This is a genomic window from Pseudomonas cerasi, from assembly GCF_900074915.1.
GTDB lineage: Bacteria > Pseudomonadota > Gammaproteobacteria > Pseudomonadales > Pseudomonadaceae > Aquipseudomonas > Aquipseudomonas cerasi.
Genome location: NZ_LT222319.1, coordinates 4,350,156 through 4,373,986 on the forward strand (window position 1 = coordinate 4,350,156; position 23,831 = coordinate 4,373,986).

The 23,831-nt window shown below is 58.5% G+C and carries 20 protein-coding genes and 3 pseudogenes; 15 read left to right on the forward strand and 8 right to left on the reverse strand.

Annotated elements, in window-relative coordinates; translation table 11 throughout:
- The first annotated feature begins 232 nt into the window (after window positions 1–232).
- Both argF and PCPL58_RS21690 read left to right on the forward strand, forming a co-directional pair.
- Window positions 233–1,153, forward strand: a complete 921-nt coding sequence (gene argF / locus PCPL58_RS21685; RefSeq protein ID WP_065350416.1) for an ornithine carbamoyltransferase — start codon at window positions 233–235, stop codon at window positions 1,151–1,153.
- On the forward strand, window positions 1,150–2,223 hold the full coding sequence (locus PCPL58_RS21690; RefSeq protein ID WP_065350417.1) for an ABC transporter ATP-binding protein: 1,074 nt from the start codon (window positions 1,150–1,152) through the stop codon (window positions 2,221–2,223). Before argF ends, PCPL58_RS21690 begins: the two co-directional genes overlap by 4 nt.
- Window positions 2,224–2,231: 8 nt before the next feature.
- Here the strand turns inward: PCPL58_RS21690 and ybaK are convergent, their stop codons facing one another.
- Window positions 2,232–2,702 (reverse strand): Cys-tRNA(Pro) deacylase, encoded by a 471-nt coding sequence (gene ybaK, locus PCPL58_RS21695; RefSeq protein WP_003363610.1) that lies wholly within the window; start codon window positions 2,700–2,702, stop codon window positions 2,232–2,234.
- Window positions 2,703–3,054: 352 nt separating this feature from the next.
- Here ybaK and PCPL58_RS21700 point away from each other — a divergent pair, with 352 nt between their 5' ends.
- From PCPL58_RS21700 to aauR, 10 genes are all read left to right on the forward strand, one after another.
- Window positions 3,055–3,912 (forward strand): MIP/aquaporin family protein, encoded by an 858-nt coding sequence (locus tag PCPL58_RS21700; RefSeq protein ID WP_003363613.1) that lies wholly within the window; start codon window positions 3,055–3,057, stop codon window positions 3,910–3,912.
- A gap of 60 nt (window positions 3,913–3,972) precedes the next feature.
- Window positions 3,973–5,478, forward strand: a complete 1,506-nt coding sequence (gene glpK / locus PCPL58_RS21705; protein WP_003363615.1) for a glycerol kinase GlpK — start codon at window positions 3,973–3,975, stop codon at window positions 5,476–5,478.
- 99 nt (window positions 5,479–5,577) lie between these two features.
- Window positions 5,578–6,333, forward strand: a complete 756-nt coding sequence (locus tag PCPL58_RS21710) for a DeoR/GlpR family transcriptional regulator (RefSeq protein WP_003363617.1) — start codon at window positions 5,578–5,580, stop codon at window positions 6,331–6,333.
- Window positions 6,334–6,880: 547 nt separating this feature from the next.
- Window positions 6,881–8,419, forward strand: a complete 1,539-nt coding sequence (glpD, locus tag PCPL58_RS21715) for a glycerol-3-phosphate dehydrogenase (RefSeq protein WP_065350418.1) — start codon at window positions 6,881–6,883, stop codon at window positions 8,417–8,419.
- A gap of 345 nt (window positions 8,420–8,764) precedes the next feature.
- Window positions 8,765–9,679 carry a glutamate/aspartate ABC transporter substrate-binding protein gene (locus PCPL58_RS21720; RefSeq protein WP_003363622.1) on the forward strand — a complete coding sequence of 305 codons (915 nt, stop codon included), beginning with the start codon at window positions 8,765–8,767 and terminating at the stop codon, window positions 9,677–9,679.
- Window positions 9,680–9,807: 128 nt separating this feature from the next.
- Window positions 9,808–10,554: an amino acid ABC transporter permease gene (locus PCPL58_RS21725; protein WP_003363624.1), complete on the forward strand. Its 747-nt coding sequence runs from the start codon at window positions 9,808–9,810 to the stop codon at window positions 10,552–10,554.
- Complete coding sequence (locus PCPL58_RS21730; protein WP_170947361.1) at window positions 10,551–11,219, forward strand: amino acid ABC transporter permease; 669 nt, start codon at window positions 10,551–10,553, stop codon at window positions 11,217–11,219. Before PCPL58_RS21725 ends, PCPL58_RS21730 begins: the two co-directional genes overlap by 4 nt.
- A complete protein-coding gene (locus tag PCPL58_RS21735; RefSeq protein WP_003363626.1) occupies window positions 11,216–11,950 on the forward strand; it encodes an amino acid ABC transporter ATP-binding protein in 735 nt (244 codons plus the stop codon). Before PCPL58_RS21730 ends, PCPL58_RS21735 begins: the two co-directional genes overlap by 4 nt.
- Before the next feature lie 60 nt (window positions 11,951–12,010).
- Complete coding sequence (gene aauS / locus PCPL58_RS21740) at window positions 12,011–13,918, forward strand: two-component sensor histidine kinase AauS (protein ID WP_044308848.1); 1,908 nt, start codon at window positions 12,011–12,013, stop codon at window positions 13,916–13,918.
- Between the two features lie 10 nt (window positions 13,919–13,928).
- The gene (aauR, locus tag PCPL58_RS21745) at window positions 13,929–15,257 is read left to right on the forward strand and encodes a two-component response regulator AauR (protein WP_003363630.1); all 1,329 of its coding nucleotides are present in this window, start codon (window positions 13,929–13,931) and stop codon (window positions 15,255–15,257) included.
- Between the two features lie 180 nt (window positions 15,258–15,437).
- Here aauR and PCPL58_RS21750 read toward each other — a convergent pair whose 3' ends face one another.
- From PCPL58_RS21750 to PCPL58_RS21760, 3 genes are all read right to left on the reverse strand, one after another.
- The gene (locus PCPL58_RS21750) at window positions 15,438–16,085 is read right to left on the reverse strand and encodes a DsbA family oxidoreductase (protein ID WP_060708194.1); all 648 of its coding nucleotides are present in this window, start codon (window positions 16,083–16,085) and stop codon (window positions 15,438–15,440) included.
- A gap of 67 nt (window positions 16,086–16,152) precedes the next feature.
- Entirely contained in the window at window positions 16,153–17,145 is a 993-nt protein-coding gene (locus tag PCPL58_RS21755; RefSeq protein WP_054082112.1) for an alpha/beta fold hydrolase, read from the reverse strand.
- Window positions 17,146–17,268: 123 nt separating this feature from the next.
- Window positions 17,269–18,003: a uroporphyrinogen decarboxylase/cobalamine-independent methonine synthase family protein gene (locus tag PCPL58_RS21760; protein ID WP_003363637.1), complete on the reverse strand. Its 735-nt coding sequence runs from the start codon at window positions 18,001–18,003 to the stop codon at window positions 17,269–17,271.
- 106 nt (window positions 18,004–18,109) lie between these two features.
- Here PCPL58_RS21760 and metR point away from each other — a divergent pair, with 106 nt between their 5' ends.
- Window positions 18,110–19,027, forward strand: coding sequence for a transcriptional regulator MetR (gene metR / locus PCPL58_RS21765; RefSeq protein ID WP_065350419.1), 918 nt, complete (start codon window positions 18,110–18,112; stop codon window positions 19,025–19,027).
- 70 nt (window positions 19,028–19,097) lie between these two features.
- On the opposite strand, the gene PCPL58_RS21770 is transcribed toward metR, so the two are convergent.
- The 3 genes and pseudogenes from PCPL58_RS21770 to PCPL58_RS21780 form a co-directional block, all read right to left on the reverse strand.
- Complete coding sequence (locus tag PCPL58_RS21770; RefSeq protein ID WP_058416675.1) at window positions 19,098–19,508, reverse strand: NUDIX hydrolase; 411 nt, start codon at window positions 19,506–19,508, stop codon at window positions 19,098–19,100.
- The gene (gene ddlA / locus PCPL58_RS21775; RefSeq protein ID WP_003431276.1) at window positions 19,505–20,596 is read right to left on the reverse strand and encodes a D-alanine--D-alanine ligase; all 1,092 of its coding nucleotides are present in this window, start codon (window positions 20,594–20,596) and stop codon (window positions 19,505–19,507) included. Before ddlA ends, PCPL58_RS21770 begins: the two co-directional genes overlap by 4 nt.
- A 151-nt stretch (window positions 20,597–20,747) precedes the next feature.
- Window positions 20,748–21,028: pseudogene (locus tag PCPL58_RS21780) on the reverse strand (type B 50S ribosomal protein L31).
- 294 nt (window positions 21,029–21,322) lie between these two features.
- Here PCPL58_RS21780 and PCPL58_RS21785 point away from each other — a divergent pair.
- A pseudogene (locus PCPL58_RS21785) lies at window positions 21,323–22,487 on the forward strand (OpgC domain-containing protein).
- Between the two features lie 155 nt (window positions 22,488–22,642).
- Window positions 22,643–23,263: a hypothetical protein gene (locus PCPL58_RS21790; protein ID WP_065350420.1), complete on the forward strand. Its 621-nt coding sequence runs from the start codon at window positions 22,643–22,645 to the stop codon at window positions 23,261–23,263.
- Between the two features lie 46 nt (window positions 23,264–23,309).
- Here the strand turns inward: PCPL58_RS21790 and PCPL58_RS31585 are convergent.
- Window positions 23,310–23,759 (reverse strand): annotated as a pseudogene (locus tag PCPL58_RS31585) (hypothetical protein); the annotation flags it as partial.
- Between the last annotated feature and the right edge of the window lie 72 nt (window positions 23,760–23,831).

The following is a 23,831-nucleotide window of genomic DNA, read 5'->3' on the forward strand; positions in this document are numbered from 1 at the left end:
TAGCCAGTTTTTGCCCCGTCAATACAGAATAACGGCGTCCCTTCTATCCGGGACGCCAGTAGTGTCCATGTTTCAGAAAAACGCATGCTATTGGTAAGACGCGACATTTTTTTATACCATCGCGCCTTTCTTATTCGTCGCCCCGTGCGGCTTCCGCCGCAGGTCTCGCCCGTTTTATCGATAAAAACCGGCTTTGATAACCTGCGGTCTGTTGCAGAAAAGGTAGTTAATCATGAACGCCAGGCACTTTCTCTCGATGATGGATTACACCCCGGATGAACTCTCGGGCTTGATCCGTCGTGGCGTAGAGCTTAAAGACCTGCGAAATCGCGGTGTACTTTTTGAACCGCTGAAGAACCGGGTATTGGGGATGATTTTCGAGAAATCATCGACACGTACCCGTCTTTCTTTTGAAGCAGGGATGATTCAGCTCGGTGGCCAGGCCATCTTTTTATCCCATCGAGACACCCAATTGGGCCGCGGCGAGCCGATTGCCGACAGCGCGAAAGTGATGTCGCGCATGCTGGATGCGGTCATGATCCGTACTTATGCGCACAGCAATCTGACCGAATTCGCCGCCAATTCCCGTGTGCCGGTCATCAACGGCCTGTCCGATGACCTGCACCCGTGCCAGTTGCTCGCCGACATGCAGACCTTCCTGGAGCATCGCGGCTCGATCCAGGGCAAGACCGTTGCCTGGATCGGCGATGGCAACAACATGTGCAACAGCTATATAGAAGCGGCGATTCAATTCGACTTCCAGTTGCGTGTGGCCTGCCCTGCCGGCTACGAGCCAAACGCCGAATTCCTGGCACTGGCTGGCGAGCGCGTCATCGTGGTCCGCGATCCGAAAGCCGCAGTTGCCGGCGCACATCTGGTCAGCACCGATGTGTGGACCTCCATGGGCCAGGAAGAGGAAACCGCGCGGCGCAAAAAGCTGTTCGCGCCGTTTCAGGTCACGCGTGCCCTGCTCGACCTGGCTGACACGGATGTGCTGTTCATGCACTGCCTGCCTGCCCATCGTGGCGAAGAAATCAGTGTCGACCTGCTGGATGATTCACGCTCGGTCGCCTGGGATCAGGCAGAAAATCGCTTGCACGCGCAGAAAGCGCTGCTGGAGTTTCTCGTCGCGCCGGCCTGCAAACCCGCATGAACCCGTTGCTGCTGAACCTGCGCAACCTCGCTTGCGGCTATCAGAACCAGCGCGTGGTGCAGGATCTGAACCTGCACCTCAACGCGGGTGACATAGGCTGCCTGCTCGGCTCGTCGGGCTGCGGCAAGACCACGACACTGCGCGCCATTGCCGGCTTCGAACCGATCCATGCGGGTGAGATCACTCTGGCGGGCGAAGTGATCTCCCGTCCGGGCTGGACCCTGCCGCCGGAGAAACGCCGTATCGGCATGGTGTTTCAGGATTACGCGCTGTTCCCGCACTTGAGTGTCGCCGAAAACATCGCATTCGGCATTCGCAACCACCCGAGCCTGGATAAAGTGATCGCCGAGTTGCTTGAACTGGTCAACCTCGGCGCGCTGGGCAAGCGCTATCCACACGAGCTGTCCGGTGGCCAGCAACAGCGAGTGGCGCTGGCCAGAGCACTGGCGCCCGAGCCGCAACTCCTGCTGCTCGATGAACCCTTCTCCAACCTGGACGGCGAGTTGCGCCGGCGCCTGAGCCATGAGGTGCGCGATATCCTCAAGGCGCGGGGCACCAGCGCGATTCTGGTGACTCATGACCAAGAAGAGGCTTTTGCCGTGAGCGATCACGTAGGCGTATTCAAGGAGGGGCGCCTGGAGCAGTGGGACACACCTTACAATCTCTACCACGAACCGCGCACGCCGTTCGTTGCCAGCTTCATCGGCCAGGGCTATTTCATTCGCGGGCAGATGATGAATCCGGAATCGGTGCATACCGAACTCGGCATTCTGCGCGGCAACCGGGCATACCCGGGCGTAAGCGGTGCCGCTGTGGATGTCTTGCTACGCCCTGACGACATCGTCTACGCGCCGCACAGTGACCTGAAAGCACGGGTCATCGGTCGAACCTTTCAAGGCGCCTCGACGCTGTATCGCCTGCAACTGTCGACCGGCAGTCAGCTGGAAGCCATTTTCCCCAGCCACGCCGATCACGGCCAGGGTGAGGAAGTCGGCATTCGTGTGGCAGCAGACCATCTGGTGCTGTTCCCGGCACCCGGCAGCGTGGCTGTGCATACGCTCAACCACTGAGACGCAGATCATTCCCTGCCGATCGGGGCAAATCTGGCCTGGGTATATTCAGCCAGTACCGCTGGTGAAAGCTCGACCTCAAGTCCCCTCCTCCCGGCACTGACGTAAATGCTGTCAAAGCGCTGCGCAGTTTCGTCGATAAAGGTGCGCAGACGCTTCTTCTGGCCCAAGGGGCTGATGCCACCCAACAGGTAACCCGTCGAGCGTTGCGCCGCTGCAGGGTCAGCCATTTCGGTTTTTTTTGCCCCGGCAGCCTGCGCCAAAGCCTTTAGATCAAGTGTTCCGACGACCGGCACGACGGCGACCAGCAATTCGCCTTTTTCGGTACTGGCGAGCAGCGTCTTGAACACCTGTGCAGGTTCAAGACCCAGCTTTTCCGCCGCCTCCAGCCCATATGACGGCGCTTTCGGATCATGTTCATAACTGTGAATGCGATGTTCGGCGCGATGTTTTTTCAGCAAATCCAGTGCGGGTGTCATGCAGCGCTCCAAAAGGTTCCGAATGCCCATCACTTTAAGCGAAGTAAAGTGAACATGCCTTGATTCACGCCACCTGCGACACTGATGGCCTTTTGGCAACAGCCTGAATTCCCCGGTGTAAAGCGGTCTTGCCGGGTCCTTGCGGGGTCCTGGCGATTTACTGACCGTTCGGTTCCGACCTTTGACAGCGTTGTTTCTTGTCTATATTTTTTCGTTTACGAATATTATCGAAAGCGGTTTTTCGGTATAACTCGCACCGGCGATCAGAAATGGGTTTTTTTCTGAGACGCACGAATAACGAGCACCCACGCCTGTCTCAGGGTGCCGAGACAAAAACAAAAATGAGGTATCCATGTCCATCGCACTAAAACAACCGACGCTCACCGGGCAATGTGTGGCTGAATTTCTTGGCACCGCCCTGATGATTTTTTTCGGCACAGGATGCGTTGCAGCGCTCAAGGTCGCGGGAGCCACTTTCGGTCTTTGGGAAATCTGCATCATCTGGGGCATGGCTGTCAGCATGGGAATCTACCTCAGCGCCGGCATTTCAGGTGCCCACCTCAACCCCGCCGTCAGCATCGCGCTGAGTCTGTTCGCCGGTTTTGAAAAACGTAAATTGCCCTTTTATATCTCGGCGCAAATCGCAGGCGCGTTCTGCGGAGCGGGTCTGGTGTACCTGATGTACATCAGCCTTTTTTTCGACTTCGAACATGCTCACCACATCATTCGCGGCAGCGAGCAGAGTCTTGAACTGGCGTCGGTATTCTCGACATACCCAAACCCGGCCATTTCGGTCGGTCAGGCCTTTCTGGTCGAAGTGGTCATCACCACCATTCTGATGGGTGTGATCATGGCTCTGGGCGATGATAGCAATGGTTTGCCGCGCGGCCCGCTGGCGCCCTTGCTGATCGGCCTGCTGGTAGCCGTGATAGGCAGCTCGATGGGCCCACTGACCGGTTTCGCCATGAACCCGGCGCGCGACTTCGGTCCGAAGCTGATGACGTTCTTCGCTGGCTGGGGTGAAATGGCCTTCACCGGCGGTCGTGACATTCCTTACTTCCTGGTTCCGATTTTTGCGCCCATTCTGGGTGCCTGCCTTGGTGCTGCTGGCTACCGCGCGCTGATTGCGCGTCATCTGCCCAGCGCCGCTCCTGTTGAAAATGAAAAAGAGGCTCCTGTGGTTCGCGGCAAAGTTCAGGCTTCATCTTGAGCACCCCTCAATTTGAATCTCACTCAACTGAATCCACCCAATAAATGCAAGGCAATCGACATGACTGACACACAGAACAAGAACTACATCATTGCTCTTGACCAGGGCACCACCAGCTCGCGCGCCATCATCTTCGACCGCGACGCCAACGTGGTGAGCACTGCCCAAAGCGAATTCGTCCAGCATTACCCGCAGGCAGGCTGGGTCGAACACGACCCGATGGAAATCTTCGCCACCCAGACGGCCTGCATGACCAAGGCGCTGGCGCAGGCCGATCTGCACCACAACCAGATCGCCGCCATCGGTATCACCAACCAGCGTGAAACCACGGTCATCTGGGAGCGCGACACCGGCCGCCCGATCTACAACGCAATCGTCTGGCAGTGCCGCCGCAGCACCGAGATCTGCCAGCAGCTCAAGCGTGACGGTCTTGAGGAGTACATCAAGGACACCACAGGCCTGGTGATTGACCCGTACTTCTCCGGCTCCAAGGTCAAATGGATTCTGGACAACGTCGAAGGCAGCCGCGAGCGCGCCCGCAAAGGCGAGCTGATGTTCGGCACCATCGATACCTGGCTGATCTGGAAATTCACCGGCGGCAAGGTTCACGTCACCGACTACACCAACGCCTCGCGGACCATGCTGTTCAATATCCATACGCTGGAATGGGATCAGCGCATGCTCGACGTGCTGGACATCCCGCGCGAGATACTGCCAGAGGTCAAAGCCTCCTCCGAGGTCTACGGTCACAGCAAAAGCGGCATCCCGATTGCCGGTATCGCAGGCGACCAACAGGCGGCGTTGTTCGGCCAGATGTGTGTCGAACCCGGCCAGGCCAAGAACACCTACGGCACCGGCTGCTTCCTGCTGATGAACACCGGCAAGAAAGCCGTGAAGTCGGCGCACGGCATGCTGACCACCATCGGCTGCGGCCCGCGTGGTGAAGTGGCCTATGCACTGGAAGGCGCGGTCTTCAACGGTGGCTCGACCGTGCAGTGGCTGCGCGACGAACTCAAGCTCATCAACGACGCGCTGGACACCGAATACTTCGCTGGCAAGGTCAAGGACAGCAACGGCGTGTACCTGGTGCCGGCGTTCACGGGCCTGGGCGCACCTTACTGGGACCCGTACGCACGAGGCGCATTGTTCGGCCTGACCCGCGGTGTGAAAGTCGATCACATCATCCGTGCAGCGCTGGAATCCATCGCCTATCAAACCCGCGACGTGCTCGATGCCATGCAACAGGACTCCGGCGAACGCCTCAAGTCGCTGCGCGTGGACGGCGGTGCCGTGGCCAACAACTTCCTGATGCAGTTCCAGGCAGACATCCTCGGCACCCACGTCGAGCGTCCGCAAATGCGTGAAACCACGGCACTGGGTGCAGCCTTCCTGGCCGGTCTGGCGATTGGTTTCTGGAGCAGCCTGGACGAGTTGCGTAACAAGGCGGTGATCGAGCGTGTGTTCGAGCCGTCCTGTGAAGAGGCGCATCGCGAAAAACTTTACGCTGGCTGGCAGAAAGCAGTCGCGCGTACTCGTGACTGGGAACCGCACGAAAACGAAGAGTGACAGCGCCGTTGTAAGGAGGGGAGCAGGATTCCGGCTGACAGGTTGCACTTTCCTGCGGCATGATGGGCGCCATTTGTAGAGGGCGTCCAAGGAAAAACAATGAACCTGCCTCCCCGCCAACAACAGATCCTCGAACTGGTCCGTGACCGTGGTTATGTCAGCATCGAGGAGATGGCGACGCTGTTCGTCGTGACCCCACAAACCATTCGCCGTGATATCAATCAATTGGCGGAAATGAACCTGTTGCGCCGCTACCACGGCGGCGCGGCCTATGACTCCAGCATCGAAAATACTGCCTACGCCATGCGTGCGGACCAGATGCGTGACGAAAAACAACGGATCGCCGAGGCCATCGCCGCGCAGATCCCGGACAACGCCTCGTTGTTCATCAATATCGGTACCACCACCGAATCCATCGCCCGTGCGTTGCTCAACCACAACAACCTGAAGATCATCACCAATAACCTGCATGTGGCGTCGATCCTCAGCACCAAGGATGATTTCGAGGTATTGATAGCAGGCGGCAATGTGCGACGTGACGGTGGCGTGGTGGGCCAGGGCAGCATCGACTTTATCACCCAGTTCAAAGTGGACTTCGCCTTGGTGGGCATCAGCGGCATCGACGAAGACGGCAGCCTGCTTGATTTCGACTATCAGGAAGTACGGGTGTCCCAGGCGATCATCGCAAACGCACGCAAAGTGCTGCTGGCGGCTGACTCCAGCAAGTTCGGACGCAACGCCATGGTCCGCCTGGGGCCGATCACCCTCATCGATTGCCTGGTCACCGACCAGCCACCCGTGCCCGCACTGCAGCAGTTGCTGAATCAGCACAAGATTCGTCTGGAAGTGGTGTGATTGTCAGGCGCGAGCGGTGCTCGCGCGGCGGTCCGCGTTGCTCATGAAGACGGTGCGTCGAGCGCCCTATTTTCTGGGGTCTGTACCGGCCTCTTCGCGAGCAAGCTCGCTCCCACGAGATTTGTGTACATATGGCGCAGCACGCATCTGTGACGCAGAGCGTCACCCAAGGCAGTCCCATGCCGGAGCGTGAGGAACGATAGGTGTCTTGAAGAACACTATCGTACCCATGCTCTGCGTAGGTATGCCGTTCCGGACGCTCTGCGTCCTCCCCGGTTCAAGCGATGCAGCGCAGACCGTTGATCCAGAGCAATTCAGTGCAGGCAGTGCAGGCAGTGCAGGCAGTGCAGGCAGTGCACCGATCCTCCCGGTAACAATTCCCTCCCTACAATGTTCATATTTGTTCTTTTCCTGACACCATCATCAGTATTTTCAATCGATACGTGCTGGCAAGGGTCATTTTATTGAGCTATGATTTTCGAAAATGAACATTAATGTTCAGATTCGCCTTTCGAGCACTGCTCACGAATTGTCCAGGAGGCCACCAATGCCCCACACCAACGTGCCAACCCCGCCCCTCTCAGAGGTCTACGACATTGCCGTTATTGGCGGTGGCATCAACGGTGTCGGTATCGCAGCGGATGCCTCCGGTCGCGGCCTCTCGGTTTTTCTCTGCGAAAAGGACGACCTGGCCAGCCATACGTCTTCGGCCAGCAGCAAGCTGATTCATGGTGGCCTCCGCTATCTGGAGCACTACGAATTCCGCCTGGTGCGTGAAGCACTGGCAGAACGTGAAGTGCTGCTTGCCAAAGCGCCGCACATCGTCAAGCCAATGCGCTTCGTGCTGCCTCACCGCCCACACCTGCGTCCGGCCTGGATGATTCGTGCCGGGATGTTTCTTTATGACAACCTTGGCAAGCGCGAAAAACTTCCCGCATCGCGGACCATTCATTTCGGTGCGGACAGCCCGCTCAACTCGAGCATCACCCGCGGTTTCGAATATTCCGACTGCTGGGTCGACGACGCGCGCCTGGTAGTGCTCAACGCCATGTCCGCTCGTGAAAACGGTGCGCACATTCATACTCAGACCCGCTGTGTCAGCGCCCGCCGTATCAAGGGCATGTGGCATCTGCATCTTGAGCGCAGCGACGGCAGCCTGTTCTCGATCCACGCCAAGGCGTTGGTCAATGCGGCAGGTCCGTGGGTAGCCAAGTTCATCCGTGAAGACCTCAAGCTCGATTCGGCTTACGGCATCCGCCTGATTCAAGGCAGCCACCTGATCGTGCCGAAACTGTACGAGGGTGAGCACGCGTTCATTCTGCAGAACGAAGACAAGCGCATCGTGTTCACGATTCCGTACCTGGAGCACTTCACCATCGTCGGCACCACCGACCGTGAGTATCAGGGCGATCCGAACAAGGTGGACATCACCGAAGGCGAGATGGATTACGTACTGAAAGTGGCCAACGACCACTTCAAGAAACAGTTGAGTCGCGCAGACGTGCTCCACACATTCTCTGGCGTGCGCCCGCTGTGCAACGACGAGTCCGATAATCCGTCTGCCATTACCCGTGATTACACGCTTTCGTTGTCAGGCGGCGCGGACGAGGCACCAATTCTGTCGGTGTTCGGCGGCAAGCTGACCACCTACCGCAAACTGGCAGAATCGGCGATGGCGCAGTTGGCACCGTTCTTCAAACAGATGAAACCGAGCTGGACGGCCAACGCTGCCCTGCCTGGCGGCGAAGACATGACCACCGCCGAAGCGCTGGCGACAGAAATGACCCGCCGCTTCAGCTGGCTGCCCGCGCCTATCGCCAAGCGCTGGTCGATCACTTACGGCAGCCGCAGCTGGCTCTTGCTGGAGGGCGCGCAAAGTCTGGAAGACCTTGGTCAGCATTTGGGTGCAGGCCTGTATACCCGCGAGGTCGATTACCTGTGCGATCAGGAATGGGCCACCAGCATCGAAGACATCCTGTGGCGCCGCACCAAGCTGGGCCTGTTCATGACGCCTGAGGAACAGGCCGCCGTGAGCAGCTACCTGGAAACCATCGTGCGCAACAAAGCCTCTTTCGAAGCCGCCTGATAATCCGCTTGCAACCTGTTCACTCATCGTGCGGTGAACAGGTTTCCCTCCTTACTGCCCTCCTCCCGCCCCCCTTTCCATTCGGTTTTCCGAACAATCGCCCCCGCTTTATTCGGCTTCCCGGACGCATTTGTCCGTAGCATCAGAGCCGATCTAAAAAAACCCTTTTGAATTCAGCGTGTTGAATTCTAAAAACGGTCTGGCACGACTCATGCTCTACATTCTGAACCGAGCGTTTCGACAAGAGCGTATGTCTGGATGTGGACGCCGTTGAAGCATTCGCCAACAAGCGGGCCGACTCTGATTGCGGCCCCATCAATAAAAAATGACATCAAGGACTCACCCATGCGCATCGTTCCCCACCTGTTGGGCGCAGCCATCGCTGCCGCTCTGATCAGCACGCCGGTTTTCGCCGCCGAACTCACTGGCACTCTGAAGAAGATCAAGGAATCCGGCACCATTACGCTGGGCCATCGTGACGCCTCCATCCCGTTTTCCTACATCGCTGATGCCTCTGGCGTGCCGATGGGCTACTCCCACGACATCCAGCTGAAAATCGTCGAAGCCATCAAAAAAGACCTGGACATGCCTGACCTCAAGGTCAAGTACAACCTGGTGACTTCGCAGACCCGTATCCCGCTGGTTCAGAACGGCACCGTCGATGTGGAATGTGGCTCGACAACCAACAATGTCGAGCGCCAGCAGCAAGTCGATTTCTCCATCGGCATCTTCGAAGTCGGCACGCGCCTGCTGTCGAAAAAGGATTCCAGCTATAAGGATTTCGACGACCTGAAAGGCAAGAACGTCGTCACCACGGCGGGCACCACGTCCGAGCGCATCCTCAAGGCGATGAACGCTGACAAGCAGATGGGCATGAACGTGATCTCCGCCAAAGACCACGGTGAATCCTTCCAGATGCTCGAGTCCGGCCGTGCAGTCGCCTTCATGATGGACGACGCGCTGCTGGCGGGCGAAATGGCCAAGGCCAAGAAGCCGGACGACTGGGCAGTGACCGGTACAGCGCAATCCTACGAGATCTACGGCTGCATGGTCCGCAAGGGCGATGCCCCGTTCAAGAAGGCCGTGGATGACGCCATTGTCGCTACCTACAAGTCGGGCGACATCAACGCCATCTACAGCAAGTGGTTCATGTCCCCTGTCCCTCCGAAAGGTCTGAACCTGAATTTCCCGATGAGCGACAAGCTCAAGGAACTGATTCAGAACCCGACCGATAAGCCAGCTGACGACAAGAAAGCCTGAGAGACCGGTTCAGCCAGTCTGAACTGACTGCATCCCGGACGGGCAGCGCTCGTCCGGGATCGCCTCGTCATTCTCGACAGACGACAGTGCGTGCATTTCGATAGCAATAAAAAGAGGGGGAGACCCTGATGAATTACAACTGGGACTGGGGCGTATTCTTCAAGTCCACCGGCGTCGGCAGCGAGACCTATCTGGACTGGTTCATCTCCGGCCTGGGCTGGACCATCGCCATCGCTGTCATTGCCTGGATCATTGCCCTGATACTGGGCTCGGTGCTGGGCGTCATGCGCACCGTGCCAAACCGTCTGGTGTCAGGTATCGCCACGGTATACGTGGAAATCTTCCGTAATGTGCCACTGCTGGTGCAGCTGTTCATCTGGTACTTCCTGGTGCCCGACCTGCTGCCGGAAAACCTGCAGGAGTGGTACAAGCAGGACCTGAACCCGACCACCTCCGCGTTCCTCAGCGTAGTGGTCTGCCTTGGCCTGTTCACCGCTGCCCGGGTCTGCGAACAGGTGCGTACCGGCATTGAAGCACTGCCGAAGGGCCAGGAATCGGCCGCACGCGCCATGGGCTTCAAGCTGCCACAGATCTACTGGAACGTGCTGTTGCCGCAGGCTTACCGGATCATCATTCCGCCGCTCACCTCCGAATTCCTGAACGTGTTCAAGAACTCTTCGGTCGCGTCGCTGATCGGCCTGATGGAGCTGCTTGCGCAGACCAAACAGACCGCCGAATTCTCCGCCAACCTGTTCGAGGCCTTCACCCTCGCGACCCTCATCTACTTCACGCTGAACATGAGCCTGATGCTGCTGATGCGTGTGATCGAGAAGAAAGTCGCCGTACCGGGACTCATCTCACTGGGGGGCAAATAATGGACTTCACTGGAATCGTTCCGGCCATTCCCGGCCTGTGGAACGGCATGGTCATGACCCTCAAGCTGATGGCAATGGGTGTCGTCGGCGGCCTGGTACTTGGCACGCTGCTGGCGTTGATGCGCCTGTCATCGAACAAGTTGCTGGCCAATGTGGCCGGCGCCTACGTGAACTACTTTCGTTCGATCCCGCTGCTGCTGGTGATCACCTGGTTCTACCTGGCCGTGCCGTTCGTGCTGCGCTGGATTACCGGTGAAGACACGCCCATCGGTGCGTTCGCCTCCTGCGTCGTGGCCTTCATGATGTTCGAAGCCGCGTACTTCTGCGAAATCGTCCGTGCTGGCGTGCAGTCGATCTCCAAGGGGCAAATGGGCGCTGCTCAGGCGCTGGGCATGAATTACTCGCAGATGATGCGACTGATCATCCTGCCCCAGGCCTTTCGCAAAATGACCCCGCTGCTGCTGCAACAGAGCATCATTCTGTTTCAGGACACCTCTCTGGTGTACACCGTCGGCCTCGTCGATTTTCTCAACGCATCGCGCTCCAGTGGCGACATCATCGGGCGCGCCAACGAGTTCCTGATCATTGCCGGTCTGGTGTATTTCACGATCAGCTTTGCCGCCTCGCTGCTGGTGAAGCGCCTGCAAAAAAGGTTTGCCGTATGATTTCCATCAAAAACGTCAACAAGTGGTATGGGGACTTCCAGGTACTGACCGATTGCAGCACCGAGGTCAGCAAGGGCGAAGTGGTTGTGGTGTGCGGCCCGTCCGGCTCCGGCAAATCGACCCTGATCAAATGTGTCAACGCGCTGGAACCGTTCCAGAAAGGCGATATCGTTGTCGACGGCACATCGATCTCCGATTCGAAGACCAACCTGCCGAAACTGCGCTCGCGGGTCGGCATGGTGTTTCAGCACTTCGAACTGTTTCCGCACCTGAGCATTGTCGAAAACCTGACCATCGCGCAGATCAAGGTGCTGGGCCGCAGCAAGGCCGAAGCCACCGAGAAGGGACTGAAGCTGCTGGAGCGCGTCGGCCTTTCCGAGCATGCGCACAAGCACCCCGGCCAGCTTTCCGGCGGGCAACAACAGCGTGTCGCCATCGCGCGCGCGCTGGCGATGGACCCGGTGGTCATGCTGTTCGACGAACCCACGTCCGCGCTCGACCCGGAAATGGTCAATGAAGTGCTCGATGTGATGGTGCAACTGGCCCAGGAAGGCATGACCATGATGTGCGTGACCCACGAAATGGGCTTCGCGCGCAAAGTCGCCAACCGGGTGATTTTCATGGACAAGGGACAGATTGTCGAAGACTGTGCAAAGGAAGAATTTTTCGGTGACGTCAGCGCACGCTCGGAGCGTGCCCAACAATTCCTCGCCAAGATTCTGCAGCACTAGGCAGTACTTTAACGGCTGCCCGCTCATCCGCGGGCAGCTGTTCGGTCCAGGACGACTGTGATGAAATGCGACCCCACTCTTTATCGCGCCGCCCCGCCATCACTCGCCGTGAAACCCCGTCTGATCCGCCAACTGTTCCTACCGCCGCTGATCCTCATGCTAATGATCGGGCTGGGCTATATCGCCTATCTGGTCAGTGAACACAGCGCCATCAAGGGACTGCGCGAAACCGGCGAACGCCAGCTGGAGCTGCACGCCCGCACGGTCGAGAGCGAAATCAGCAAATACACCTACCTGCCCAGCGTGCTGGAACTGGAATCCAGCGTGTCGCAGTTGCTGAACGAACCGGGACCCGAGCTTCAGCAGCAGGTCAACCGCTACCTCGAAGGGCTGAATCGACGCAGCCGCAGCCGTGCCATTTACGTAATGGACACCACCGGACGTGTGCTGGCCACCAGCAACTGGCGTGACGCCGACAGTTATCAGGGCGAAGACCTGTCTTTCCGTGCCTACTTTCAGGACGCCGTGCGCGGCCTGCCCGGGCGCTTTTACGGCATCGGCACCACCACCGGTGAGTCGGGCTATTACCTGGCGCATGGGCTGGAAGACAAAGGCCGCATCATCGGCGTTGCGGTGATCAAGGTACGCCTCGAAGCACTTGAAGAACGCTGGCAGCGGGCGCGCCTGGAGGCATTTGTCAGCGACGAGAATGGCATCATCATCCTCTCCAGCGACCCGGCTCGGCGTCTGAAATCAGTACGTCCGCTCACTGCCGAGATCAAGGAGCGCCTGGCTCGCAGCCTGCAATATTACTGGTGGCCGCTCAACGAACTGGTGCCACTGGAACGGGAAACCTTGTCTGAAGGCGTCGAAACACTGGTTTTCCCCGCCAACATCAGTGTCGACCGCGAACACAAAAAGGTCAGTTATCTGGCCCAGAGCCGCCCGCTGAATGACACCGCCTGGCACCTGACACTGCTTACTCCGCTGGAGGATCTGCGCCGTGAAGCGGCCAACCAGGGCATGCTGGTCGCCGTGGCCTGCGCGCTGGTGACCTTTCTGCTGATTGCCTGGAACGAGCGGCGCAAAGTGATCTCGACCCGGCTTGCTGCCAGGGAAGCGCTGCAGGCGGCCAACAACGAACTGGAACGCAAGATCACCGAGCGCACCGAACACCTGCGGGCCAGCAACGAACGCCTCAAGGCGCAGATTCGTGAACGAAGGCAGGCCGAAGACACTTTGCGCAAGGCGCAGGACGAACTGGTACAGGCCGGCAAACTGGCAGCCATCGGCCAGATGTCGACCAGCATCGCGCATGAGCTGAACCAGCCTCTGGCCGCACTGCGCACCTTGTCCGGCAACACCGTGCGCTTTCTGGAACGAGGTGCGCTGGATACCGCCAGTACCAACCTGCGTACCATCAATGACCTGGTCGACCGCATGGGCCGCATCACCGCCAGCCTGCGCGCATTCGCCAGACGCGGCGACGATCAGGGCCAGGCGCAACTGAGCAAGGCTGTCGATGCGGCGGCGCAGTTGCTAAGCGTGCGTCTGGAGCAGTCCGGCCTGATAGTGCATCGAGACTTCGTCGACGCCACCCTGACCATCGACCAGACCCGCCTGGAACAGATTCTGGTCAACCTGATCGGCAACGCACTGGATGCCATGTTCGACCTGCCGCAACCGGAGTTATGGCTCAGCGGATCGGTTGTCGACGGCCGATACCGTCTGCGGGTACGTGATAACGGGCGCGGCGTCGACGCCGAGGCGCGCAAGCATCTGTTTGAACCTTTCTTCACCACCAAACCGGGCGAACAAGGCCTGGGGCTGGGCCTGACGCTGTCGGCGAGCCTTGCCGCCGCAGCCGGAGGCAGCCTGAGCGCAGAGCATCCGCAGGACGGCGGTACGACGTTTGTCCTGAGCCTGCCGTTTATACCCGATGCCCGCCACCCGGACAGCCCGACATGAGACGACACCCATGAGCATAAACAGCGACCTGACTGTCCTGATCGTTGAAGACGATCCGCATGTATTGCTCGGTTGCCAGCAGGCCCTGGCGCTGGAGGACATCGCCAGCGAAGGCGTTGCCAGCGCTGAAGAGGCGCTAAAGCGCATCGGTGACAACTTCGCCGGCATCGTCATCAGCGACATTCGCTTGCCGGGCATCGACGGCCTGGCGTTGCTGAGCCGTCTCAAGGCACGTGACAGCAGCCTGCCGGTGGTGCTGATCACCGGCCATGGCGATATCACCATGGCCGTCAACGCTATGCGCGATGGCGCTTACGATTTCATGGAGAAACCCTTTTCTCCAGAGCGTCTGGTGGACGTCACCCGACGCGCACTGGAACAACGCGGCCTGGCCCGTGAAGTGTGGGCGTTGCGCAAGCAACTCGCCGAGCGCGATTCGCTGGAGGGCCGGATCATTGGCCGCTCCCCGGCCATGCAAAACCTGCGTGCGTTGATTGCCAACGTCGCCGACACCTCGGCCAACGTACTGATCGAAGGCGAAACCGGCACGGGCAAGGAACTGGTCGCGCGCTGCCTGCACGATTTCAGTCGGCGCAAGGACAGCCAGTTCGTGGCGCTCAACTGTGGCGGGCTGGCGGAAAGCCTGTTCGAGTCGGAAATTTTCGGCCATGAAGCCAACGCCTTTACCGGCGCGGGCAAACGGCGCATCGGCAAGATCGAACACGCGCACAACGGCACGCTGTTTCTCGATGAAGTGGAAAGCATGCCGGTCAATCTGCAGATCAAGCTGTTGCGCGTCCTGCAGGAGCGAACCCTTGAGCGGCTGGGTTCCAACCAGAGCGTTGCCGTGGATTGCCGGGTCATAGCGGCAACCAAATCCGACTTGAATGCCTTGGGCAAGACCAATCAGTTCCGCAGCGACCTGTATTACCGCCTGAACGTCGTCACGCTTGAACTGCCACCCTTGCGTGAGCGCCGCGAAGACATTCTGCAGCTGTTCGAACACTTCCTGCAGTTGTCGTCGTTACGCTTCGACCGCGAACCGCCCGTGCTGGATCAACAGACCAGTTCGAACCTGATGAGCCACGACTGGCCGGGCAATGTACGCGAACTGCGCAACGTGGCCGAACGCTTTGCCCTTGGCCTGCCAGCGTTCAAGCAGTCAGGCACGGTCAGTGAAAACCAGAGCCTGGGGTTTGCCGAAGCGGTCGAAGCCTTCGAGCGCTCGTTGCTCGGCGACGCCTTGCAACGCAGCGGCGGCAACCTCAGCCAGGCCAGTCAGGAACTGGGCATGGCCAAGACCACACTGTTTGACAAGGTCAAAAAATACGGGCTTTGAGCACTGCGCCAGATCCTGAACGTGCGGCGTAGCGCAGATCTGTGACGCAGAGCGTGACCCACTGCATTCCCACGCTGGAGCGTGCGGAACGATAGGCGTCCTCAAGACACCTGTCGTGCCCATTCTCCGCGTGGGCATGCCTTCCGGACGCGCTGCGTCCGATCCCGCACGGGCAGTACGTTACTGCGATTCACCGATAATCTGGCGGATTGCGCTGACGAATACCTCGACCGGCTGACCGCCCGAGACGGCGTACTGGTCGTTGAAGACCATGGTCGGCACGGAGGTGATACCGCGAGACGTCCAGAGCTGCTCGGCCTCGCGAACCTCGGTGGTGTACTCGTCACTGTCCAGGATGGCCTGAGCACGCAGACGGTCCAGGCCGACCTTCTGCGCCACATCCGCCAGAGTCTGGTGACTGGACGGGTCTTTCAGGTCACTGAAATAGGCCTCGAACAACGCCTGCTTCAACGCGTGCTGCTTGCCTTGCTGTTCGGCCCAGTGCAACAGTCGATGGGCATCGAACGTGTTGTAGATACGCCGCTCGCCGCTGGCAAAAGTGAAGCCGAGTTCAGCACCGCGTTCACGGATGGTCTGGTGAATACCTTCGATCTGTTCCGGCGTGGAGCCGTACTTTTCGGCAATGTGCTCTTTGATGTCCTGCCCTTCGGCAGGCATGTTCGGGTTCAGCTCGAAAGGCTGGAAGTGAATGTGCGCTTGCACCTCATCCCCCAGTGCCTCCAGCGCCTGATCCAGCGCGCGCAGGCCAATGACGCACCAGGGGCAGGAAACATCGGAGATGAAGTCGATCTTCAGTGCAGTTGTCATGTCGGCCCTTTTCGGTAAGCAAAGGCCACACGATACACCTCTGCCCATGCCTGACAACCAGGCAGACTTACAACTGAGCCAGGTTGCGACCGTCTTCATGCTGGGCTTTCAGGTACGGCAGCACTGCACCAAGCAACGGCGCCTTGAAGGCCTCCTGAAAACGGTGTGCCAGACCCGGAATCAGGCGCAGTTGGCTGCCCTGAATGTGCGCGGCCACATGCACGCCATGCATGACCGGCAACAGCGGGTCAGCCGTACCATGAACCACCAGTACCGGCAGACGCAGACGGTTCAGCAGTTCCACGCGGCTGGGCTCGGCCAGAATCGCCATGATCTGGCGTTTCACGCCCTCGGGATTGAACGCCCGGTCATAGGAAACGGCCGCCTGATGCAGCAGTTGCTGGCGATCATCCTTGACCTGCGGGCTGCCCAGCGCTGCAAGCAAATCGGCCTGCTGCTCGATCGCCACTTCCCGATTGGGCGCGCCGCGCCGCGCCAACAGTTGCATCAACGCGGCACTGGGCATGGGCAGACCCTGCGCACCGGAACTGGTCATGATCAGTGTCAGGCTTTCGACCCGCGACGGCGCCAGATCAGCCAGATGCTGAGCGATCATGCCGCCCATGCTCGCGCCCAACACGTGAAACTGACGAATCTGCAATGCATCCATCAACCCCAGCGCATCGTCGGCCATATCAGTCAACGAATAGGGTGCCGAGACAGGCAGGCCAAGTTTATAACGCAGCACTTCGAACGTCAGATTGGCATCCGCTGGCTGTTGTACCCAAGAAGACAGCCCCACATCGCGATTGTCGTAGCGAATGACCCGATAGCCCTGCTGACACAACGCGACCACGACCTCGTCCGGCCAATGAATCAACTGCCCGCCCAGCCCCATCACCAACAGCAAGGCAGGGTCGGACTCGCTACCAATACTCTGGTACGCAATCCGCACTTCCTTGAGGTCAGCCATCTGTACAGGAACATCGGTATCACAACGATCGGCCGCAAAAGACGGCAAGCCGCACAGAAGCGCGGCCAGAAAAATTAAAACCCGCATGAAAAACACCAAAAAACAGATCCCCAGTAGGCCGCGAGTCTGATGATGTTTTCCAAAGCGCGCTGCCACACTTACGTGACAGTTTGATGAATGGCGCTGAGCGGTCGTTAATCGAGTGTTGCGCTACGCAGCGACCTGGTCCGCCACCATCAGGTTTTCCCCAAAACGGGCGCGCGCTTCGAGGAGCGATTCCTGATGCCAGTTCGAATGCGTATCGCACTCGCCCAGGGACAGAACCTTGTAAACCGGCAGACGATCAAACACCGGGGCCAGCAGCTCCGGTTCGGTCACGCTGTCCAGATGCAACCCTGCAACCGGCAGCAAGGCCGCGACACCCAGGTTGGGCCGCAGGTCACCGTGATAGAGGCCAATAAGCTTCTTCAACGGCGAATACTGAAGAATGTGATAGGCACGTTCGAAGGCGTTGCTCCATGCCAGCGGCAGGTCGAGCGCCAGGATCGGTTCGTCGATCTGAATCCACTCGACACCGCGCGCCGCCAGACGCCCGAAGATCTCGCCATACACCGGCAGCAGATGCTCCAGCAGGTCGAGGCGATCCACTTCGTCACCCTGAACGTCACTTAGCCAGAGCAGTGTCAGCGGACCGATCAACGCAGGTTTGCGGCCTTGCTCGCACGCTTCGGCGACGCTCGCCAGCAGCGGTGCCCAAGCGGGCTGAAAACGCTGGTCGCGTTTCAGGTGTGGCACCTGCTGCGGGTAACGCGCCATCAGCCAGTTGCGCAGTTCGGCATCAGTTGTCGCAACACCCTGATCCTGTTTCCAGAAAGCCTGCAGAGCGTGCTGCAATTCACGGTCTGCGCCAATGTGAAAATAGTCAGGGTGTTGAGTCAGGGCCACGATGCGTCCTCCATAAAAGATGGGCCTATTGTCGACAGCTGACACAACATGAGACAAACTCATTTTTTTCGTGTTGATCACAAATACTGCTCATGGAGCACTGAACGTGCTTGAAATACGCCACCTCAAAACCCTGCATGCACTGCGCGAGGCCGACAGCCTTGTGGAAGCAGCCGAGCGCCTGCATTTGACGCAGTCGGCGCTGTCCCATCAGTTCAAGGAGCTGGAAGAGCGCATGGGCATGCCGCTGTTCGTGCGCAAGACCAAACCGGTGCGCTTTACCAGCGCCGGTTTGCGCCTGCTGCAACTGGCCGACTCCATGCTGCCGCAACTGCGCAGTGCCGAGCGCGACATCGCTCGACTGGCGGGTGGCACGGCGGGACGGCTGCACATGGCAATCGAGTGCCACAGTTGTTTTCAGTGGCTGATGCCGACCATCGACCAGTTCCGCGATGCCTGGCCCGAGGTGGAACTGGACCTGTCTTCCGGCTTCTCGTTCGCACCCTTGCCTGCCCTGGCGCGTGGCGATCTGGACCTGGTGGTGACCTCCGACCCGCTGGAATTGCCCGGCATCACCTATGTGCCGCTATTCACCTATGAAGCGATGCTGGCGGTGGCCAATCAACACGCGCTGGCGGGCCGGCCGTACATTGTTCCAGAAGACCTGCTCAGCGAAACGCTGATCATCTACCCGGTGGAGCGCGACCGACTGGACATCTTTACCCGTTTTCTGGAGCCCGCCGATATCGAGCCTGCACAGGTACGAACCTCGGAATTGACGGTGATGATGATGCAACTGGTCGCCAGCGGACGCGGGGTCTGTGGGATGCCGCACTGGGCGCTGCATGAATACAGCTCACGCGGCTATGTGAAGGCCAAGCGCCTGGGCGAGAAAGGGCTGTTCGCAACGCTGTATGCCGGCATTCGCGCCGACATGCTCGACGCACCGTACATGCGCGATTTCCTGCTGACCGCTAAGGACACCTCGTTTTCGACGCTCGACGGGGTGAGTGTGGTTCGCTGACACCTGATTCGCTGAAATAGGGTTCGCTGACAGTGCCGTCCTGCACCGCGATGCAGGACGACTGCGCCGTTCAGCTGCGTGCAGCCTGCCGCTGAAGATACAGCGGCAGGATCAGATCGCGGGTCAACGGAGCCAGTTGCAAACCCGCATGACTGTCCGCGTCAACCCACAGCACTTCTTCGATCTCGGCGGCAGGCACTGCCTGGGCGTCGGTCCTGACCTCATACAACTGACAGTTGACCTCGAAACCAGGCTCGTTGGCGGCGGGTGCCGTGAACTCACCGAGAAACACTGCCTGCGCCGGATCGACGATCAGCCCGAGTTCTTCTTCGAGTTCTCTGGCCAGCGCCTGCGGTGCCGGTTCACCGGGCTCGATCTTGCCGCCCGGCTGCATGAAGGCCCGGGTACCGCGCTTGCGCACCAGCAGGGTCCGGCCGTCTGCGCCGATCAGCAGCGCCGCCGCGATGCGGATGATCTTCATGCGAAGATCTCCGTTTTCAGCAGCCGCGCCTGATCAGCCCGTTCCAGCGCCAGAACGATCAGGCGATGGATCAGTTCGGCATACGACAGACCGCTGGCCTGCCAGAGCTTGGGGTACATGCTGATCGAGGTGAAGCCCGGCAGCGTGTTGACCTCGTTGATGATGATGTCGCGTCCTTCGGTGACGAAAAAATCGACCCGCGAGAGCCCTGCGCAGCCCAGCACCTTGTAAGCCTGCAAAGCGACGTCACGCACCTGATCACTCAGATCGGCGGGCAGCTCGGCGGGGATAGCGATGCGCGCCTGATCGCCGTTCAGGTACTTGGTGTCGTAGGCATAGAATTCATCGTTGGCAATCACTTCGCCACAGACGCTGACCTGCGCATCGAAGTTACCCAATACGGCGCACTCCACTTCCCGGCCGACGATGCCCTGCTCGATCAGCAGCTTATGATCGAACTCGAAACCCAGCGCCAGTGCCGCCGCAAAACCAGCCTCGTCGGACACCTTGCTGACGCCCACCGATGAACCCTGGTTGGCCGGCTTGACGAACATCGGCAGCCCCAATTGGTCGGCAGCTTCCGTGAAAGAAAGGCTCTCTCCACGCGACAGGACCCTGAACGGCGCGACGGCTATGCCCGCATCGCGCAGCAGACGCTTGGTCACATCCTTGTCCATGCAGGCCGCAGAGGACAGCACATCGGCGCCGACAAAGGGCACGGCCAGCATGCGCAGCACACCCTGCAACGCACCGTCTTCGCCAAACGCGCCGTGGATCAGCGGGAATACCACATCAATGGCAGCCAGTGGCTGACCTGACTCGACGTCGACAAACTGCCCGCCGATGCTGCCCGGCAGCAAGGACAATGGCTTGCCTGATGCGCTCAGTTTGATCCGTGCAGGATCAGTGGCATTGAGCAGGTAATCGGCTTCGTCGAAATGCAGCCAGCGGCCCAGCTTGTCGACGCCGATCAGGGTCAGCGCATAGCGTTCACGATCAATCGCATTGATCACGTTGCGTGCCGACTGCAACGAAACCTCATGCTCGCTGGATTGCCCACCGAAAACGATGGCGACTGACTTTTTCAAAGCGGTTACTCCTGTTTTTCAGGCCGCGAAGATAAAAGCAATGTCGGCTGTTAGTCCAGTAGATGATTGGTCGCAGGCCTGAAATTCAGACAAAAAAATCCCGGTCGTGGGCAATCCATACGAAATGCCCACGACCGGGAGGTCAGACCGCTCATTGAGCGGCTGCGGTTTCTTTCTTGCCAGTCGAGCCAAAGGTGGCGAAACGCTTGTTGAAACCCGCGATCCGGCCTTCGGTGGTGGTCTTGCGCTGCTGCCCGGTGTACATCGGGTGCGAGGCGCTGGAAACGTCGAGTGCAACATAAGGATAGGAGTACCGTCGGTGTGCTGTTGCGTGCGGTCTGTGTCTACGGTGGAGCCGATCAGAAAGTAAACGTCGGCAGCGGTGTCGTGGAACAGCACGGTGCGGTATTGAGGATGGATATCGGGTTTCATCGTGATCTCTCCAGTGAGTTGACTGCAATAGTTATACAGTAACATAACGGAAGATGAGAATGATTGCTGTTGATTGGCATCATTGGTGAGGTTGATCGAACACGCACACGGTGCAGCGGTCGGCGTGAAGCCACCGGAACGCCTGAGCCAGAGACATTCTGTAATAGCGCGCCTTTGCAATTGCCCTCGATTAGCGGCACCCTGCCGCGCCGCCGAACGTCACTGGTCGCCGGCCTGGAACCTGAGCCTCTGTGGCCTATCTTTACTCATTAGCACTTTCAAGAGTCCACCGTTATGACTAACGGACGCGATCATCGAATCGACTTCTTTCGCGGCCTGGCGCTGATCTTCATCTTCTGGGATCACGTGCCGGATAATCCCCTGGCGCAACTGACCGTACGCAACTTCGGCTTCAGCGACGCAGCGGAAATCTTCGTTTTCCTCGCCGGGTACGCCTCGATCCTGGCCTACGGGCGGATCGCTCGACGTGACGGCATGCTGGTGGCTGGTGGCTGGTGGCTGGTGGCTGGTGGCTGGTGGCTGGTGTGCGAATCCTGCGCCGGACCTGGGTGCTGTATGTGGTGCATATCTTTCTGCTGACCCTGCTGATGGGCATCGTCTTCGTCGCCAACAATCATGTCGAGACGCGCGACATGGTCCAGCAGATGGGACTTGAATACTTCGTCGGCAACCCGCAACAGGCATTGGCTGATGAACTGCTGCTGCGCTTCAAGCCGAACCTGACCGACCCGTTGCCGCTGTATATCGTGCTGTTGCTGACCTTACCGCTGACCTTACCAGTGATGCTGCGCAAACTCGAAGTGGCCGTCGGCCTGTCGATTGCGCTGTACCTGATGGTGCCGCTATTCGGCTGGAACCTGCGCGCCTACGAAGGCGGCGGTGTCTGGTACTTCAACCCGGTCGCCTGGCAGCTGCTGTTCGTGCTCGGCGGTGCGTGCGCGTTGCGCAGCGAAACAGCCAAAACTGTTGAGCCCCCTCCGTTACGCAAACAGCCCTTGTTCATGGTGGCCGCCGTTTACGTGCTGGTCGCAGGCACACTGACCTTCAGCGAAAAATGGCCCGGCCTGCACGCCGCGCTGGTCTCCAGCCTGCACCTTGAAAGCCTTTACCCGATCAGCAAGACCGACCTTGCGCCCTTCCGGTTACTGCACTTTCTGGCCCTGGTCTACGTCGTCGCCCGACTGCTGCCAACCTCAAGCACCTGGCTCGAAAACTGGCCCGCCCGCCAGACTTGCCGCATGGGCCGCTATTCGCTGGAAGTCTTCTGCTGGGCGTACTTCTTGCTCCGTTGGCAGACATGGCCAATGCACTGGCAGGTGATACATGGCCCATGCAAGTGACGACCGCGATTGTCGGCCTGGGGTTGATGATGCTGATGGCCAATGGGCTGGAGTTGAATAAGCGGCTGGGGAAATCGCCCCGCCTGTTAACTACTTGAGAACAGCGTCACGTTTGCACGCCCTCTCGGAAATGTCCTACTGGTTTATCAGGCCAAGTTTTTCAGGAACTGGCCGCTATTCGGTATGAGACCAAAGAGAGGGCGACGCTTTGAACATTAATGGAGTTTCAAATCCGGCAAACATCCCGCAACAGATGGGGCTGGTAACCGGTGCTAAACATGTTGATCCGACAGAAGACGTCAGTCTTCAAGAGGCCATTGCATCTGAAGTCAAAACGACAGAAAAAAATGTATTTTACGAATATCAGAAAGAGCCATGGCTGTTGGAGTCGATCAACGAACACATCACAAACAGGCTTGACTACGTAGCTCACAAAAAGAGACTAGACGTACTGGAGCTTGCACTGGTAAATGTCACCTACGATAGCTTTCGAAAAGAACTGCAAGAAACCCACCCCGACATTGCACGTAAAAACTTCGGTTTCACACTGACCGAAAGTGCATCCATCAAGATAATTGACTACGATAACAGCCTGACTGAAAACGACACATCAGTTCTTACCCACGCCATCAACGGGTTCAGAGAATTCAAAGAGCAACTCCAACATCACGCAAAGACCATCATGACCCTGGTAGACCACGACCATGAAACATTTGGCGGCCGATATAAACTGGATATCAGCAATTTTCAGGACGTGATCGACTATGGCAAAATCATGAACACCAGCGTACAAAAAATGCAGGACGAATGGATACATCAAGTCCAGAGCAATGCTGAGAAACGAGATTTTTCGTATATTTTGTTGGCGGTATGATACATCAGCCTGGCGAGATAAATGATTCGCCAGGCTGAGTTAGGCGTTAACCGCGAGGAACAACAGTTCGCAGAACGGTTTGTGTGCAGATGTGTCCCATGTAAAAAATATGAGGGGTCGCAGTCATCGGCCCCAATGAAAAATTGTGTACGGTATAGCCGGCTACCTTATAGTGGCTTCTCCACGTGTTGAAACCTCTCTGGGTGTGCACAAAGTCCTGGGCCTCCACACCCCCATAGCAGCGTCCAAACTCGATACGCTGAGAGACAAACCCATCAGCATTGCTGGTTACAACATGCTCGATTGAGGGCTCTCCTTTGCCAAAACTCAGGTCAAGGATCGCCATACCTCCTTCCAGAGGCGCGCCCTTAGTATCGGTAAATCTCGCCTCAAAGATAGCCTCCTTATAAATCTGCGTCGCCAACCAGCCAGGGTTAGTATATCCACTTGGAATCCTTATCACTCCCGGTTCATCGAGCAGCTCAATTGACGCAATAGAAAGTTAAGCGCCGAGTCAACCCTCACATTAAAATCAAGGAAACTTCCTACAAAAAATAATCACTACTAC